Origin of the sequence: Akkermansia sp. GGCC_0220 (assembly GCF_017566105.1) — a bacterium.
In the GTDB taxonomy this organism is placed as follows: Bacteria; Verrucomicrobiota; Verrucomicrobiia; order Verrucomicrobiales; family Akkermansiaceae; genus Akkermansia; species Akkermansia massiliensis.
This window is the reverse complement of sequence record NZ_JABFCI010000002.1, coordinates 117,270-133,526: the sequence shown is the minus strand read 5'-3', so window position 1 is coordinate 133,526 and position 16,257 is coordinate 117,270. Positions and strand designations below refer to the sequence as shown.

Annotated in this window: 17 protein-coding genes and 1 tRNA gene; 11 read left to right on the top strand and 7 right to left on the bottom strand. The window is 57.1% G+C overall.

Going from position 1 to position 16,257, the window contains the following annotated elements; all coding sequences use genetic code 11:
• Position 1 precedes the first annotated feature (1 nt).
• From HJW02_RS02140 to HJW02_RS02125, 4 genes are all read left to right on the top strand, one after another.
• Positions 2 to 1,444, top strand: a complete 1,443-nt coding sequence (locus HJW02_RS02140) for a glycosyl hydrolase family 18 protein (protein ID WP_102722277.1) — start codon at positions 2 to 4, stop codon at positions 1,442 to 1,444.
• A 154-nt stretch (positions 1,445 to 1,598) separates the two neighbouring features.
• Positions 1,599 to 2,516 (top strand): dihydrodipicolinate synthase family protein, encoded by a 918-nt coding sequence (locus HJW02_RS02135; RefSeq protein ID WP_022398258.1) that lies wholly within the window; start codon positions 1,599 to 1,601, stop codon positions 2,514 to 2,516.
• A gap of 15 nt (positions 2,517 to 2,531) precedes the next feature.
• Positions 2,532 to 3,713, top strand: a complete 1,182-nt coding sequence (locus HJW02_RS02130; protein WP_022398257.1) for an AGE family epimerase/isomerase — start codon at positions 2,532 to 2,534, stop codon at positions 3,711 to 3,713.
• Positions 3,714 to 3,773: 60 nt separating this feature from the next.
• Positions 3,774 to 4,070, top strand: a complete 297-nt coding sequence (locus HJW02_RS02125; protein WP_102722278.1) for a hypothetical protein — start codon at positions 3,774 to 3,776, stop codon at positions 4,068 to 4,070.
• Between the two features lie 166 nt (positions 4,071 to 4,236).
• On the opposite strand, the gene HJW02_RS02120 is transcribed toward HJW02_RS02125, so the two are convergent.
• Positions 4,237 to 4,848 (bottom strand): aminotransferase class IV, encoded by a 612-nt coding sequence (locus HJW02_RS02120; protein ID WP_180971026.1) that lies wholly within the window; start codon positions 4,846 to 4,848, stop codon positions 4,237 to 4,239.
• On the bottom strand, positions 4,829 to 5,845 hold the full coding sequence (locus HJW02_RS02115; RefSeq protein WP_102722280.1) for an aminodeoxychorismate synthase component I: 1,017 nt from the start codon (positions 5,843 to 5,845) through the stop codon (positions 4,829 to 4,831). The genes HJW02_RS02120 and HJW02_RS02115 overlap by 20 nt, the downstream gene beginning before the upstream one ends.
• Before the next feature lie 30 nt (positions 5,846 to 5,875).
• On the opposite strand from HJW02_RS02115, the gene HJW02_RS02110 reads away from it, so the two are divergent.
• A complete protein-coding gene (locus tag HJW02_RS02110) occupies positions 5,876 to 6,526 on the top strand; it encodes an aminodeoxychorismate/anthranilate synthase component II (RefSeq protein WP_180971027.1) in 651 nt (216 codons plus the stop codon).
• Positions 6,527 to 6,610: 84 nt separating this feature from the next.
• A complete protein-coding gene (locus HJW02_RS02105) occupies positions 6,611 to 7,747 on the top strand; it encodes an NADH:flavin oxidoreductase (RefSeq protein WP_102722281.1) in 1,137 nt (378 codons plus the stop codon).
• Between the two features lie 48 nt (positions 7,748 to 7,795).
• Here the strand turns inward: HJW02_RS02105 and HJW02_RS02100 are convergent, their stop codons facing one another.
• From HJW02_RS02100 to ybaK, 4 genes are all read right to left on the bottom strand, one after another.
• Entirely contained in the window at positions 7,796 to 8,488 is a 693-nt protein-coding gene (locus HJW02_RS02100; RefSeq protein WP_180971028.1) for a TIGR02206 family membrane protein, read from the bottom strand.
• Between the two features lie 10 nt (positions 8,489 to 8,498).
• Entirely contained in the window at positions 8,499 to 8,990 is a 492-nt protein-coding gene (locus HJW02_RS02095) for a pyridoxamine 5'-phosphate oxidase family protein (RefSeq protein ID WP_180971029.1), read from the bottom strand.
• Entirely contained in the window at positions 8,987 to 9,703 is a 717-nt protein-coding gene (locus HJW02_RS02090; protein ID WP_102722354.1) for a glutamine amidotransferase, read from the bottom strand. The genes HJW02_RS02095 and HJW02_RS02090 overlap by 4 nt, the downstream gene beginning before the upstream one ends.
• A 96-nt stretch (positions 9,704 to 9,799) precedes the next feature.
• The gene (gene ybaK / locus HJW02_RS02085) at positions 9,800 to 10,303 is read right to left on the bottom strand and encodes a Cys-tRNA(Pro) deacylase (protein ID WP_022398248.1); all 504 of its coding nucleotides are present in this window, start codon (positions 10,301 to 10,303) and stop codon (positions 9,800 to 9,802) included.
• Between the two features lie 226 nt (positions 10,304 to 10,529).
• Here ybaK and HJW02_RS02080 point away from each other — a divergent pair, with 226 nt between their 5' ends.
• The 4 genes from HJW02_RS02080 to HJW02_RS02065 all read left to right on the top strand — a co-directional run bounded on the left by HJW02_RS02080 (position 10,530) and on the right by HJW02_RS02065 (position 15,442).
• Entirely contained in the window at positions 10,530 to 11,951 is a 1,422-nt protein-coding gene (locus tag HJW02_RS02080) for a cytidylate kinase family protein (RefSeq protein WP_102722355.1), read from the top strand.
• Between the two features lie 291 nt (positions 11,952 to 12,242).
• The gene (locus tag HJW02_RS02075) at positions 12,243 to 13,685 is read left to right on the top strand and encodes a GDSL-type esterase/lipase family protein (RefSeq protein ID WP_102752984.1); all 1,443 of its coding nucleotides are present in this window, start codon (positions 12,243 to 12,245) and stop codon (positions 13,683 to 13,685) included.
• Positions 13,686 to 14,078: 393 nt separating this feature from the next.
• Entirely contained in the window at positions 14,079 to 14,516 is a 438-nt protein-coding gene (locus HJW02_RS02070; RefSeq protein ID WP_102722284.1) for a pyrimidine dimer DNA glycosylase/endonuclease V, read from the top strand.
• Between the two features lie 419 nt (positions 14,517 to 14,935).
• Positions 14,936 to 15,442: a hypothetical protein gene (locus HJW02_RS02065; protein WP_102722285.1), complete on the top strand. Its 507-nt coding sequence runs from the start codon at positions 14,936 to 14,938 to the stop codon at positions 15,440 to 15,442.
• A 223-nt stretch (positions 15,443 to 15,665) separates the two neighbouring features.
• On the opposite strand, the gene HJW02_RS02060 is transcribed toward HJW02_RS02065, so the two are convergent.
• Positions 15,666 to 15,741 (bottom strand) — tRNA-Ala (locus HJW02_RS02060).
• Positions 15,742 to 15,987: 246 nt separating this feature from the next.
• Here HJW02_RS02060 and HJW02_RS02055 point away from each other — a divergent pair.
• Positions 15,988 to 16,236, top strand: coding sequence for a hypothetical protein (locus tag HJW02_RS02055; protein WP_146017779.1), 249 nt, complete (start codon positions 15,988 to 15,990; stop codon positions 16,234 to 16,236).
• Positions 16,237 to 16,257: the final 21 nt, after the last annotated feature.

Here is a 16,257-nt window from a genome sequence, read left to right as displayed (position 1 = left end):
CATGAACAGTACCTTTAAAACCTGCATGTGCGCCCTGGCCCTGGGCCTGTCCGGCGCTGCCCCCCTGTACGCGGCTTCCGCCACAGCAGCCTGTGAACAAACGCACTCCATCCTTTATGCGGGCGCGGACAGCCAGGCCATCATGAAGATCAAGGTGACCGTTACGGAAACCAGCCAGATCCTGAAGGGAATGACCTTCTCCATGGCCGGAACCACCTCCGTCTCCGACATCGCGAAGGCCCGGATTTTCTACTCCGGCGCCACTCCCTACTTCTCCCCGAACGCGGAGCAGGCCAACCGGAGGGCCATCCCCGTCCTCAACACCATCTCCAAGGGGGCCAAAACCTTCCAATTCGAGGGAAGCCACGCGCTCTCCGCAGGAGACAACTACTTCTGGCTGTGCGTGGACCTCAACCCCCGCGCGCGAGGGTTGAACAAGGTGGACGCCTCCTGCACGGGCGTGGCCCTGCTGGAGGACTCCAATGTAGCGGTCGCCAATCCTTCCCCGGAAGGCTGCGCGGAGGTGTATCCCTACCAATTCCGCGTGGTGCCCTACTACCGCAACACCAACCTGATGCAGTGGAACCCCAACCACCTGACCGCCCAGCACTTCAAATCATTCACGGACCTCATTTACTTCAACGTGGGATGTGACACGGAAGGAAACCTGACGGGGCAGAACAACGCCCAGTTCCTGAATGGCCTGGACAAGCTTAAAAACCTTCGCGGAACGGCGGGCAGCAAGATCATTCTGGGCGTGGCCCACTGTGACGGAGGGTTGACGGCTTTCACGGGAAATGCGGAAAAAAGGCGGCAGTTCGCGTACCAGCTCGTTTCCTTCGCCAGGGAAAAGGGATTTGACGGAATAGACATTGACTGGGAATACCCGGACAACGGCACGGAGTGGTACAACTTCTGCCTGCTGCTGGGAGAAGTGCGCTCCGCCATGGGAGCCAGCGGCATGTCCCTGAGCGCGGCGATCAATCCGTACTACCTGGCGCCCACCAGTGAAATGATGGACCTGCTGGACTTCGTCAACGTCATGAGCTATGACCGCGCCGGACAGCACTCCACCTATCCGGACATGCTCATCGACATCCAAACCATCCGCAGGAAAAACATTCCGGACTGCAAAATCGTCGTCGGCCTGCCGTTCTACACCAACGAGACGCGCTCCAACCGCAACTGGGACGCCCAGAAAGGCTATTCCAACGTCGTCCAGCTCTACCCCAACATCGCCCCCGGCACGGACCTCTGCGCCATCGACGGCCAGCAGCACTACTTTAACGGCATCACCACGATTAAGAAAAAATGCCAGTACGTAAAAACCCAGAAGCTGGGCGGCGTGATGATCTGGTGTTATGATGGAGATTTGCTGCTGACGCACGCGAAATCCCTGGCAAAAGCCATGTATTCCATCATCAAGCAACAGGCTGTCCGCTAATGTTTTGAAGCATCTCTTGCTCCGGCGCGCATTCTTTTTTGGAGAACGCGCGTTTTTTTATGTGGTCTTTTTTGATTCAAAAGGATTCAGGGGTTGTCTTTCCCAAGATGATTTGTAATCATTTCCCCGAATTATTTTCATATCACTACACAATATGAACACGTCATTGAAACTCCACGGCCTGGTGGCCGCCGTACACACTCCGTTCAAGGCGGACGGTTCCCTGAATCCTTCCAGCGTTGACGCCCAGGCCAGGCTGCTTGCCTCCCAGGGCATCAAGCTGGCTTTCATTACCGGAAGCACTGGTGAATCCTCCTCCATGCAGCTTGAAGAACGAAAGGAAATCTACTCCGCCTGGAAGGAAGCTTCCGCCAAGTACGGCGTGGACGTCATCGCCCATACCGGTTCCAACAGCGTCTGGGACGCCCGCGAACTGGCCGCCTTTGCCCAGGAATGCGGATTCGTGGCGACCAGCTCCCTTGCCCCCTCCTACTACAAGCCAGGCACTGTCCAGCGTCTGGTGGAATGCTGCGCCTTCGCCGCTTCCGGCGCTCCCGACCTGCCCTATTACTACTACGACATTCCCGTGCTGACGGGCGTGCGTTTCAATCCGGTAGACTTCATCAAGCTGGCCAAGGAACAGATCCCGAACTTTGCGGGCATCAAATTCACCAATCCGGACCTGGCCCTGTACCAGACCACGTTGAACTACGACGAAAACGTGGACATCCCCTGGGGCGTGGACGAATGGTTCACGGGAGCCCTCTCCGTAGGCGCCAAGGGCGCTGTGGGAAGCTCCTTCAACTTTGCCCCGGCCCTGTACCAGAAACTCATGAAATCCTTTGCAGAAGGCGACGTGGAAACGGCGCGCGACTGCCAGTGGAAATCCGTGCAGATGATCAACATCCTGGCCTCCAAGGGCTACATGGGCTGCGCCAAGGCCCTGATGGGCTGGCTGGGCGTTGACCTGGGTCCCGCCCGCCTGCCGCAGGGCAACCCCACCGCGGAACAGCTCAAGGAACTCCGCTCCGAGCTGGAAGCCATCGGCTTCTTCCAGTGGTCCATGAACTAAACCGCTTTCCCTCTTATGGCTGCAACACTTGACCTGACCACCCTGGGCGCATTCTACCGCCGCCAGCTTCTGGAAGACGTTCTGCCGTTCTGGTTCCCGCGCGCTTACGACGAAAAGAACGGGGGCCTCTACCACTGCTTTGACGCGGACGGCACCCTGGTGGACACGGACAAATCCGTGTGGGCCCAGGGCCGCATGGCCTGGATGCTGCTGACCATGTACAACAGCATTGAGAAAAACCCGGACTGGCTCAAATGGGCGGAAAGCGCCCTGAACTTCCTGACGGCGAAATGCGTGGACCCTGCCGACGGCCGCATGTACTTCCATGTGGAGGCGGACGGCACCCCCATCCGCAAGCGCCGCTATGCGTACAGCGAATCCTTTGCCGCCATCGCCTTTGCCGCCCATGCGAAAGCTGCAGGAAATGAAGAATCCGCAAAAGCCGCGCGCCACTGGTTCGACGTCTTTACGGACATCTGCTTCACCCCCGGCAAGATGGTTCCCAAATTCACCGGGAACCGTCCCACGACGGGACTGGGAACACGCATGATTACGCTGGCGACCGCCCAGGAACTGCGCAAGTACCTGGGTGACGAGGACGGCTTCTACACCGGATGGATCGACCGCTGCATCAACGACCTCCGCACCCTGTTCATGAAGCCGGAGCTCAAGGCCGTGATGGAAGTGGTGAGCCCTGACGGCGCCATCATCGACCACTTTGACGAACGCACGCTCAATCCCGGCCATACCATTGAGGGGGGCTGGTTCGTGCTGGAGGAAGCCCGCTTCCGCGGCAATGATCCGGAACTCATCAAGGTGGGCTGCGACATGATCGACTGGGCTTTCGCGCGCGGGTGGGACAAGGAAAACGGCGGCCTGCTCTACTTTACGGACGTGTACGGCAAGCCCGTCCAGGAATACTGGCACAACATGAAATTCTGGTGGCCGCACGACGAGGCGCTCATTGCCATGACGCTCGCCTACAAGCTCACTGGAGAGGAACGCTACGCCATCTGCCACGACATGGTGCACAACTGGGCCTTCTCCCACTTCCAGGACGTGCAGCACGGCGACTGGTTCGGCTACCTGAACAAGGACGGCTCCAGGGCAAACACCCTCAAGGGCAGCCTCTGGAAGTCCTTCTTCCACCATCCCCGCGCCATGTGGTTCTGCGCCCACTACTGCGGCGCCATTTAAGGAAAAACAAAACAGCTTCCCGACAGGCGGCCGTCCCATCTTTACGGGACGGCCGCTTTTTTGTTCTGGACACATCAATCACCTGCGGTTATCAGGAAGACCTTCTGGAGAGACGCAGGTCTCTACGGCAGCCTGGCCAATCATGGCCGAAGGCCACATTTTCTTTTTTATTCCTTCGCCGACACTCAATTTTTCATTCAATTGCCGCAAAGGCTTGCGGCGCTCCTTTTTGCCGAGGATATGGAAAACGGGTTTATACAGGTGGACCAGGAAAAGTTTTTCAGAGAAAGCTTTTTACAAGGGCCGGAGGCTCTTGTTCCCAGCAGCGCGGCTATCGGACACGTTTCCACGGCTTGAAAAAACACCTCCACCCGGGAGCGGAGGCCTTCGTTCCTGAAGTTTTTCCGAAGTGTAGCAGAGGACTTTTTCCTATAAGAACAGGGAAACCGTGGAAAGACAGGCCCCATAGCTTGAACAAAAGGAACTGAAGAGCTTCCCCGTTCATATTAAACTTTTTATGCGGTTACAGAAAAACATCCTCCGTCCGCACCACCACGTCGCCGGGGTCCAGCATGGCGTTAATCAGGGAACAGAAGCGGAATTTCTTTATATCCTCCGCTTTGATGGAAAGCTCTTCAATGGCTCCGCACGCCAGCAGGAATGCGCGCTTGGTGCCGGGAAGCAGAAAAGTTTCCGGAGTCACCCAGGAGGAGCCGTCCCCGAACACGACGTTGCTGTACCGCGTATCCGTCACCAGCCCGTGCCGGAGGATCAGCACTTCTTCATCCTCACCCAACCCCAGCCCTGCCGCCTGAAGCTCCGTCCGGTCCTCCCACTTGCAGGAGTAATCCAGCCGTGGAATTTCCACGCATGCCAGCCTTTTCACCAGCCGGGGACGGTAAGGTTCAAAGACGGGACGGCGCGCCTTTCCCTGCGTATCATACGTGATATGGCATTTGTAAATGCCGCGGCCTTCCGGCCCCGGACAGGCCGACAGCACGGAGGCCAGATCGGGAACGGCGGAGCCTTCCGCTCCGTGAAGGTCCATGGCGGCTTCCACCCTGCGCTGGTGCCAGGGGAGCAGGCAGGGAGCGCCATCCTCCCATTTGACGGTTTCAAAAATCAAACGGCACATAAACTTTGGAAATAGCTTCCCGGTATTCATCTTCCATGCGGCTCATGACGGTGATGCCGCCTCCGCTTTTGTACACCATTCCCTTTTCATCCTCTTCCATGAAGCGGATGGCGACGGCGGAATCCAAATCCCGCCCGTTGAAGAAACCGAAAATCCCGGTGTAAAACCCCCGCTCCATGTCCTCCGCCTCCGCAATGGCCCGGCAGGTGGCCTCCTTGGGCGCTCCGGTCACACTCCCGGCGGGCAGCAGCTTCAGCAGGATTTCCCCCAGGCGGGAACGCCAGTCTTCCGGCAGGCGGCCTGAAATCTCGGAACTGCATTGCAGGATGGTTCTTCCGCGCGTTTTTACCGGGCTGATGTAGCGGTAGCGCCTGACCTGCACATCTGCCGCCACCATGGAGAGATCATTGCGCATCAGGTCCACAATGGTGGCGGATTCCCGGTTTTCCTTTTCATCCGTCTCCAGCCAGTCGCGGGCTTCCTGCGTGGCGGCAGGAGCCGTTCCCTTCATCGGAAACGTGGAAATGGACCGCCCGCGTACCGTGACAAACGGTTCCGGAGAGAAGCAGACGCAGCCGCGGCCATGCACGCCGGGAACACGGGCGTCCGGCCCCAGCAGCATCCGGTAGGGAGCCCGTGCGAACCGGAACAGATGGCGCAGTGTCAGGTTGGTTTCCACGGGGGTAGCCACGCATAAATTCAGCAGGTAGGAGTCCCCCCTCATCAGATGGTTCCGGACGGAGGCGAAGGACGCCGCATACCGGGCCATGGAACAGGGGGAAGGGATGAACCGCAGCCGTTCCGGAAGCGGCGGCCAGTTGCCCTGCTCCCCCATGCCTCCCAGCGGCAGGGAAAAAGCCGCCATACGTTCGTGCCCCGTTTCCGGAAGCTCAAACAGGAGGTTGTGCTCCAGATCATGGGAGATCACAAAGAAGAACGGACGTTCCGCACGGCCCAGGGCATTCATGCGGAGGATGGTTTCTTCCCGTGTGTACATTGGCGGGAATTATTCTATCATGTGCGCGCCATGAGTCAACCGAACGTCTGGATCATCGACCACCGGGATTCCTTTACCTGGAATCTCGCGGAACTCGTCAGAGTGACGGGAATGGCCGTTCCGCGCGTGGTCTCCAACCTTTCGCCGGAACTGGAACAGGCGGTTCAGGCGGGAGAAAAACTCATCCTGTCCCCCGGGCCCGGAACGGTGGAGGACGAATGCCACCAGGCAACCTTCCGCCTTCTGGACCGCCTGCCCCCCTGCACTCCGGTGCTGGGCGTATGCCTGGGGCACCAGATCCTGGGCATACGCTTCGGGGCCCGGCTGGAACATCTCTCCCAGCCGCTTCACGGGGTCCGTGAACCCTTACGCCGGACGGAGAGCTGCCCCCTTCTGGAGGGGCTGCCGGAGGAATTCCCCGCAGGCCTGTACCATTCCTGGCGTCTTGCCGCCACCCCCTGGCCGGAGGAACTGGTCGTCACCGCAAGGGATTCCGGGGGAAACATCCAGGCCATTCGCCACAGGTCCCGCCCTCTTTACGGCATCCAGTTTCATCCGGAATCCATCCTGACGCCGGACGGGAAGTCCCTGCTCCGGAATTTCCTGTCTCTTCCGGCAAATGCGGTTGAGGGGAGTCCGGAATCAAACGAATCAATGATCCACAGCCAGCATCAGGGATGAACGGGAGGAGGCCGGAAATTGTCTCATTCCTGTATCATCCCGGCCCATATCCGGACCGCTTCAGATATAACGCCTTTTATTCTCATGAACGCACAGGACGAACTCAAGATCAGGGACATGGAAATTCTGTTCCAGCCTTTTCATTCACGCAAGCTCGACACTCCCACCCGCATCGTTCTCCCGGCCATGACCCGGGGATTTTCTCCCAGCGGGGTTCCTACGGACCAGGTGGCCGCCTATTACAAGAGCCGGGCAAAACATGAAGTAGGGCTCATCATCACGGAGGGAACCTTTATTGACGAACCCAGCGCCTCCCCTTCCTCCAATTACCCCAATTTCTTCGGCGGGGCCTCCCTGCGGGGATGGAAAAAGGTGTTGGAAGCCGTTCATACCACGGATTGCAAAATAGCACCCCAGCTTTGGCACGTGGGCATGGCCCGGCCCTTCAAGGGAGAGAACCTGCCCAATCCGGAACTGCCTCCCATCGGACCATCCGGAATTGACGTGAACACGCTGGAACAAACGGCGGAGCCCATGAGCATCGCCAAGATTGAAGAAGTCATTGACGCTTTCGCGCGCGCCGCGGCGGATGCCAAACGGCTGGGCTTTGACGGTGTGGAACTGCATGGAGCGCACGGCTACCTGATCGACCAGTTTTTCTGGAAGGAGACCAACAGGCGCACGGACGAATACGGCGGAGACCTGGTGGGCCGCACCCGTTTTGCCAGCAGCATTGTCCATGCCGTACGCAAGGCGGTCGGCAGCCAGTTCCCCATCATCTTCCGCTTCTCCCAATGGAAAACCGGCCATTACGATGCCAAGCTGGCGCACACCCCCGTGGAACTGGAAGATTTTCTGACACCCCTGACGGAAGCGGGCGTGGACATTTTTGACTGTTCCACGCGCCGGTTCTGGGAACCGGAGTTTGAAGGTTCCCGCCTCAACCTGGCCGGCTGGACCAAGAAGCTTACTGGAAAGCCCTCCATCTCCGTCGGTTCCGTGGGACTCAAGGGGGATTTTACGAATGCCTTTGACGGCGGCCCGGAAGCGGAGACCGCCAGTGTGGAACCACTGGTGGAACGGCTGAAAGCCGGGGAGTTCGACCTCATTGCCGTAGGCCGCGCCCTGCTGGCGGATGCGGAATGGGCGGAAAAAATACGCCACGCCCGTGAAAAGGACATTCACCTGTTCACGAAAGAAGACCTGAAAACGCTGAAATAGGAACCGATGGGGCACCGGATATGCGGAAACGCTGTGCTCACGCCCTGCCTACTTTTTCCTGAGGCGGACAGTCAGGTACAGCAGCCGCAGAATGGCCAGGGCCGGAAGCTGAAGCGTCAGCAGATACCACGGAGCGAGGCCGAAATATTCCAGCACGGTCCCGGCCGGAGCATACCGGGTAAAACCGTAATTCGTTCCGAGCCACACGTTCACCGGAATAATCAGAAGCAGGTAGGCGTCGCACAGGCCCAGCGTTTTCACGTCATCCCACGGACGCGCGCGCCATCCCAAGACGACGGGAAGATAAAGGGCGGAAATCAATAAAAGCCCGTGCCCCACGAAGAAGGCGAAGAACGCGGCGGAGGGAAAGCCGTCGTGAAGCATGGGGGTAATCAGCCCCTGGACGCTCGCCGTCAGCACGCCGAAATACGCCACGGCGCACGCCCAGGGCTTGCGGAACCACAGGGCAATAAAGCACACCAGCGTCATCAGGCTGCAAAAGTGCAGCGGAAGCCTGTCCTGCCAGGGCTCCCAGTGTTCCCTAACAATGCGCCCGAACGTTTCAATCAGGAAGGTCAGCAGGAAGACGGCGCCCAGCGCCTTTCCGATCAGCACGCGTTTTTCCATCCTGAGCCTCCGGCAGCCCCACAGGAGCCCCCCCGCGGCCAGAGCCACGACGCCCAGGGCCGCCCAGTGCGGCAGGCTCCAGCGGATAAACAAGGGTGCGATTTCTCCAGACATACAAAATCCGTCAACAGGCAGGAGGAGGTTCCAGACACGCATGAAGCTTGCCGCTGATGGATTCCACCCTGAGACGCAGAACATATACGGCGCGGACCATGCCGGGGGTAAAAGCCGCCTCTCGCCCCGTCTGGTGCAGCATGATGCGGCTCAGGGCATGGATTTTTTCCTCATCCTCCCGCAGGAACTCGACGACGCCCCGGCCCATGACGCAGCCGTAGGCATAACTGTACCGGCACGGGGTATCCCCCTCCATCAGCAGATGGTCCCCGTCCATCTCAAAAGAGACCTCCGGGCGGATTTGCAGGATATCCAGCTTCCTCCCTTCCCGGGCGCAGTGGAAAAACAGATTCAGGGAACCATCCCGTTCTTCATAACCGAAATTGAGGGGCACTACGTACACCTCCCTGCCGTCCCACAATCCCAGGCGGCACACCTTGAACCGGGCGACCATATCCAGCAAATCCGCGTGACGGATTACTTCCCTGTCTTTTCTTCTCATAAGCCGGCAGCCTCCATCCATTCATTCATGCAAAGCGCGGCGCGCCCGGCCAGCAGGGTTCCGTTACGTACGGAAGCCGCCCGGAGCCCGCAAATATCCGTCCCGGCGGCCATCAATTCACAGGCATGCCCGGTCAGCCACTCCTCCATCCGGGAAACGTCCGCCTCCACATGAAACTGGAGAGCCAGCGCATGCTTCCCTGCGCAAAAGGCCTGATGCGGGGTAATCTCCGTAGACGCCAGCAGACGCGCTCCGGAAGGCACGTCAAACGTATCCCCATGCCAATGCAGAACGGGTGTTCCCTCCAAATGGCGGAGAGGAGACAGGCGCCCGGCCTCCGTCAGGGAGACGGGCCCCCATCCTATTTCCCTGGCCGTACCGGGATAAACCCGGGCGCCGAGGGCATGGGCCATCATTTGAGCGCCAAGGCAGACGCCCAGCAAAGGCAGTTGACGCTCCAGACGCATGCGGACCAAATCCAGCTCCGTCTTCAGATAGGGATGCCGTTCCACATCCCCCACCCCCACGGGACCGCCCAGCACTACGCAACAATCAGCCCCCAGCCACTCCTGAACGGAAGGATACGGAGCGCCTGCCTGGACGTACCGGATTTGAAAACCCCTGCTCCTGAAAAGGGGCTCCAGCGTACCGAGATCTTCAAAAGCCACATGGCAAAGGGCCAGGCAGGTACGGGAGTGAGAACGGCTACTCATGGCAACGGAGGAATGGACTGCAACAGGAATATAGAAAAAAATCCTCCGGGAAAAGCTTTTTACCGTGTTCCGTCCGCATTTCCGGGACAATGGAAATCACAACGAGGAGGGAATCTCCGCCACATCAGCAAAAGAGCCCTCCGCTGCACGGCATAAATCCACAGGGCTCAATTCAATCTGGCAGCCCAGGCGTCCGCCGCTCACCACCATCTCCGGCAGAGCCTCCGCGCTGGAATCAATCACGGCGGGATACTTCCTCTTCATTCCCAGAGCGGTGCAGCCTCCGCGCACGTACCCCGTTACGGTGGTAATATCCTTCACAGGAAGCATGGAAAGAGCCTTGGCTCCCACGGCACGCGCCGCCTTCTTCAAGGAAAGCTCCGCGCCGATGGGAATCACGAACACGTAATACTGCCGCGGCGCGCCCTCCGTCACCAGCGTCTTGTACATCTTCTCCGCCGGCAGACCCAGAGCCTGCGCCGTATGCCACGCGTCCACAAACTCGCGGCACTCATAGGAATAATGCCTGTAAGGGACATGCAGCATATCCAGCAGGCGCATGGCGTTCGTCTTCGCCTCCTTCTCCTTCTTTTTGGACATAAGCTTGAACCGGAATCCCCCTGCAGCATAGATAAAACGGCTCCCTTTTACAAGACCGGTTCTCTTTCCTTCCCTGCTGGAAAGTACGGCGCAGCCATGAGGCCGTTCATCAGGCTATACCCACCTGCTTATGGCGGGCAACCTCAGGAGGGGGAAAAGGAAAAAACCGCCTCATTTTCCCTGAACCCTTGACTTGACGCTGACAGAAAAGCTAACATCCGGTATCATGGCAGATCATCACGTCCGGAGAAGCATTGGAGAACACATCCTGCGCTGCTTCGTCCTGATCGTGGCGCTCTTCATCATGTCCCTGGGCATCGCCCTGTCCGCCAAGGCCAACCTGGGCGTCTCCCCCATCTCCTGCACGCCGTATGTGCTCAGCCTGGCGCTCCCGCTGACGATGGGAACCGTCACCATCCTGATGCATCTGAGCTTTGTCGCCGTGCAGGCGGCCCTGCTGAAAAGGCAATTCCGTCCGGCGCATCTGCTCCAGATTCCCGTCGTCTTTATCTTCGGCGCCTTGACGGACTTCTCCATGTGGCTAATGGCTCCCCTGGAACCGTCCGGATACCTCTGGTCCGTAATCCTCTGCCTGTTCAGCTGCGCCGTCATTGGATTCGGCGTCTTTCTGCAAGTCAAGGCGGATGCCGTTCTGCTGGCGGCGGAAGGCATGAGCCTGGCCTTCGTCAAACTCTTCAAATGGGAATTCGGAGCCGTTAAAACCAGTGTGGACTGCACGCTCGTCTGCATCGGCCTAGCCTGCTCCTTCATGTTCCTGCCCGGATTGACGGGCATACGGGAAGGAACCGTGGTGGCCGCCGTTCTGGTGGGCATGATCGTCCGTTTTTTCAACAGGCACGTCTTCTGGCCGGACAGGCTGCTGGAACGGCTGGCACGCCCCGGAGCCGCAGGAGAAGTCCTTCCGCTGGCGCAAACAGCCGCTTACGCGCCGGACGCCCCCCTGGTCATCTCCATTGACCGGGAATACGGCTCAGGCGGCCATGCCATCGGCAAAATGATTGCGGAGCGGCTGGGCCTTCAATTCTACGACTCGGAACTGGTCTACCTGACCGCCTCCCAAAGCGGCCTTACTCCGGACTACATCCGCAAGCACGAACAGCAGCTTTCCAGCCGCTTCCTGCATGAACTCTATGCGCAGAACTACGCTTACACGGCGGAGGAACTGCCACCGGAAGACGCCACCTTCCTGGCCCAGAGCAAAGTTATCCGGGACATCACGGCCCGGCAGGCCTGCGTCATTGTAGGGCGCTGCGCCAATTTCATCCTGAAAGGGAGGCCCAACCTGTTCAGCGTATTCCTTCATGCGGACCGGGCCACGCGCATGCAGCGCGTCACTGAAAACTACGGGGTGAAGCCTGGCGGAGCAGCCAAAGCCATGGACCTCATGGATTCCCGCCGCCGTACCCACTGCCTGCACTATACCGGGCAGGAGCTGGGCAACGCCCGCCTCTACGACTTGTGCGTCAACACGTCCGACTACGGCCTGGAACGCACGGTGGAACTGATTCTGGAAGCCATCAACACCAGAACGGAGCAATCCCCCGCCGCGGAAACGGCCCCCGTCCGGGAACCCGCGCTCCCGGAACCGGAGGCCGAGGACATCCAGGGAGAAATCTCCCTGGCCTGACAAGACCTGCAACAGGGATGTGAAGCCTTGGGCATGCCCTCTCCTGCCATATATTTCCCGGGCCTTCCGGCAAGCGTAAGGCAGAAAGACAGTTTCCGCCGCTCCTTTTCCAACAGTTTTCCACTCTCCGGGCGGTCTTCCTCCGGGGAAAACAGGATAACTTGAGCAATTCACGGCCATGGAGCATGATACCGTTTTTTACCGTTAACGGTGCGGAATGGAAAAAGAAGATAGAAAGGCGCAAACCGGGATGTTCTTGTTTACACAAAACAAGTTGAAAGCTCCCTTTCCATGAAAAAACTCCTTCTCTGTTTGTTGTTTCTCCTGATTCCGGCTGTATCGGAAGCAGCGGAGTCCCTGCCGCCCACCCTGAAACCGGAAGCCCAGCACCGGGACCATGCCTACACCTGGGAAACGCGCCATGAAGCCGTTAAGGAACGCCACCGGAACATCAAGCCGGAATACGTCTTCATCGGAGACTCCATTACGCACCACTGGGCCGGAGAACCGGCCGACGGCTTCGGGCAGTATGGGAAGGACTCCTGGTTCAGGCTGTTCGGCCCCCATGCCGTCACCAACATGGGGTTCGGGTTCGACTACGTTGACAATGCCTACTACCGCATCCAGCAGGGAGAACTGGACGGAATATCTCCGCGGGTCATCATCCTGATGATCGGGACGAACAACCTCGGCCACAGGAAGGACACCCCCGGAGCGTGCGCCGCCAACACCAGGGCCCTGATCTCTCTCATCCGCCGGAAATGCCCTTCTTCCAAAATCCTCCTTCTGGGCATTCTGCCGAGGAAAGAAAAAGACCTCATTGACGCCATCAGGGAAACCAACAGGCAGCTCTCCCGCCTGGCAGACAAACGGCATGTCTTTTTCTCCAATCCCGGACTGGTGCTTCAGGAAGGCAACTCCGGTACGCTTCGCAAGGCCTGCACCATGGACGGCATCCACCTGTCATCCACAGGCTACTCCATCCTTGCCGATGAACTCGCCGATCTGCTGCACCGGATGGACCCGCAGTACAAGGGAGGAAAAGTGCCCCGCCCCGCCAAAATCGACGGGATGGATCCCGACCAGGTGCATCTGGTCGCCATTGGAGACTCCATCACGGACAACTACCGTAAGGACAACCTTCCCTGCCAGGACTTTCTGCCCATCTGGAAAAAATACTATGCTCCCTACAATGCCTTCAATGCAGGCTTCAACGGCAATACGACGGATGACGTCCTGGCAAGAATCGGGGGCAAGGGAATCCTGGACCATGTCTCCCCCAAAGTGGTCCAGATCATGATCGGCACCAATGACACGGGACGCGGCAATACGGAGGAAGAAACTTTCAACGGCATCTGCCGCGTGGTGAACAAAGTCCATTCCAAACTCCCCCATGCCTCCATTCTCCTGGTCGGCATTCTGCCCAGCGACATCTACAACTGGCACGTAGCCGCGGCAGCCTACCCGGATAAAAAATTCAAAAGGGATATGGCCGTCAATGACAGGCTGGCACGCCTCTATGCCAAAAATCCGTTTGTTACATTTCTGGACATTCGCGACGTCTTTCTGGATGGAAACGGCAAGGTACGGGAGGAATTATTCTGTGACCCGGCAGTCGTCGTCATCAAGGGGAAAAAAGCCGGCCCCCTGCACCCCAACACGGAAGGGCAGCGCCTCATGGCGGAAGCCATTCAGCCAACCCTGGCGCGGCTGATGAAAAAGCATTCCAAATAGGAATCAAGGGGCATTTTCCCGTTCTCCCTTCCGGAATGAGGCATGAGCCAGTGATGCAGCTTGTTGCCATAAAGCGTTTGTCTGCCCGTGGAATAAAGAAATTTATCCTCTGCCGTCCGGAAAAACCTTCATGGACACGGAACCATTGACAGCCCAGGGATGACAAAACGTCTCCCTTGACCATAACAAAGAACAGGCATTTTCAGGAAGTTCAGGGTTCCGCGCATTTCTCAATAGCCATTGCCTGCAACTAAAGATATTCTGGAAAAATCTCTTGAACTGAAACGGCGGCTTTCTCACGGAACAGCCTGAAATCCATACCCTCCTCTGCAGCCTTTCGTGTGCTGCACAGGGAGAATCAACGTTGTGTGACCTTTCACAGTCCAAAAAACCATGAGACTTTGGTCACTCCACCCTTCCTATCTGGATGCCATCGGCCTGATTGCCCTGTGGAGGGAAGGCTTGCTCGCCCGGAAAGTCCTGCTGGGACAAACAAAAGGCTACACCCGCCATCCCCAGCTCATCCGTTTCCGGGAAACGGGAAATCCCCTACAAACCATGGACCTCTACCTGAAAGCCGTCCATGACGAATCCATTCGCAGAGGCTACAGCTTTGATTTAAGCAAAATTTCTCCTTGTGCGTGCCGGCCCTCTTCCCGCCTCCTTCTCCCGGATAAACAGCTCGAATACGAATTCCATCATCTACTGAACAAACTCCGGAAAAGGTCCCCCCAGCAATATTCCCTGCTACAACAAACCACATCCATTCTCCCCCATCCCCTTTTTCAAGTGGTTCCGGGCGATATTTGTGCTTGGGAAAAGTACACTTAACCCCAACATCACGATTAGAATATATCTTGATAAAATGGTTGGCCCAACAAGCAAATGATGATGCATCATTGTCCATGTCGCCCCACCCTAGCGGCATTTTTGCAACGTCATCATGTACGAGAGAACTGTTTCTGCCTCTAAGAGTGATGGAATCGTTTATTTCCATGACGTTATTCTTGCGATGCATCCATCTTTTGAAAAGTTCGCCGTTATTTTAAAAAAAGGAGAATGCCGTTCGAAAGGGTAAACTTGGACGAGCCCTGAACAAAGATAAAGTCGTGGTGTCGACAGACAACATGGCAGAATCCGAAAAGCCAACTAATAAAAGAGTAGGAACAACATTACCGGAATCTGTAGGCTGAGCGTTCCCATGGCAGAATCAACCGCCTCCCATTCCTGGTCAACACTAACCAATTATCATGAGCAATCTGGATACATTTAAAACATACCTCACTAATAATCAAAATGATGAAGCTATCAACTTTCTGAACAATACCTATTTTCAAGGAGACAAAACCTACCAACTCAAAGTGAAAGATTTTGGAGGAGACCACGCGCATGCCAAAACGGGAGGAACGGAAAGCTCTCCCTGCATCACGTTCAAACCTGCATATTTGCGTCGTATACTGACAAGCCCTACTAACGAGGAGGAAGTTTTTGCCAAGTGCATTTCCACCCTGCGTCATGAAAGGATGCATGTAACACAATTAATCAAAGGGGAATTCAGAACAAAAACCCCGGATGAACTGGAATTCATGGCTTATTCGGAAGAATTGCTTCCAGATTCCGCTCTGCCTGCGTTATCTGATGCTATGTGGGAAGCGGCTTGGAAAAAAGCAGACGATCATTATGGCAAGCTAACAATTCCTTCGCAGGCATACCAAGACCGAAAGGCACTGATTGACCAGCTCCGCGCCAATAAGTAAAGGACAACAAAACAGAATCAACGTTTCAAACCTGTTTTTTATTTCCTTAATATCATACGTTCATACAAGAAGTGGAACAAGATTGTCTCCTCAAACAACAAATGTTGAAATGATATCTTTTGTTCCACTTCTCTTCCTTCCACCAAACACTGACCGCCAGACTTTCAATGTGGTTGATAAAACGGAAAAGGCCTTAAAGCGTTCATGCTTTAAGGCCTTTATTTGGTGGAGCATAGCGGGTTCGAACCGCTGACCTCCTCAATGCCATTGAGGCGCTCTACCAACTGAGCTAATACCCCTTGACTTTCGTCTTGGTGCGTCCCGTTGAGGACGGGGAAAAAGTATCATGACAGCAGCGGACACGCAAGCTTTTTCTGCAAAAAAGATGACCATGGACGATTTTTTCCGGGAAATGCCGGACCGGGAAGAAGTTCCAAGCCGCGCATGCCCGGAAACAGGAACAGCCGGAACAAATGTGTTTGAATAAGGTTCACTCCTGTTTTACCTTTTCATAAACGATGAAACGCCTCCTTTTTCAGCATCGCATGCTTTCCGCCGCCGCTCTGGCGGCTTTTTTCCTGGCCGGTTCCCTGCATGCCCAGGAGCCTCCCGCAAACACGGGGCAACCGGCCCAAACGGAAGACAGCGGCATTTCCACTCCCCGGAGGGTCGCCGGACTGGGCGTTCTGGCATTCCTGATCGGCTGGATGATTTGGAGAAGCGGTTCGCGCCGCCAAAAGGACGGCAGCCAGGACCAGGATATTCCCCGTGATGACACTGAACCCCGGGAATGACGCCGTTTTTGAAAGGTTGCC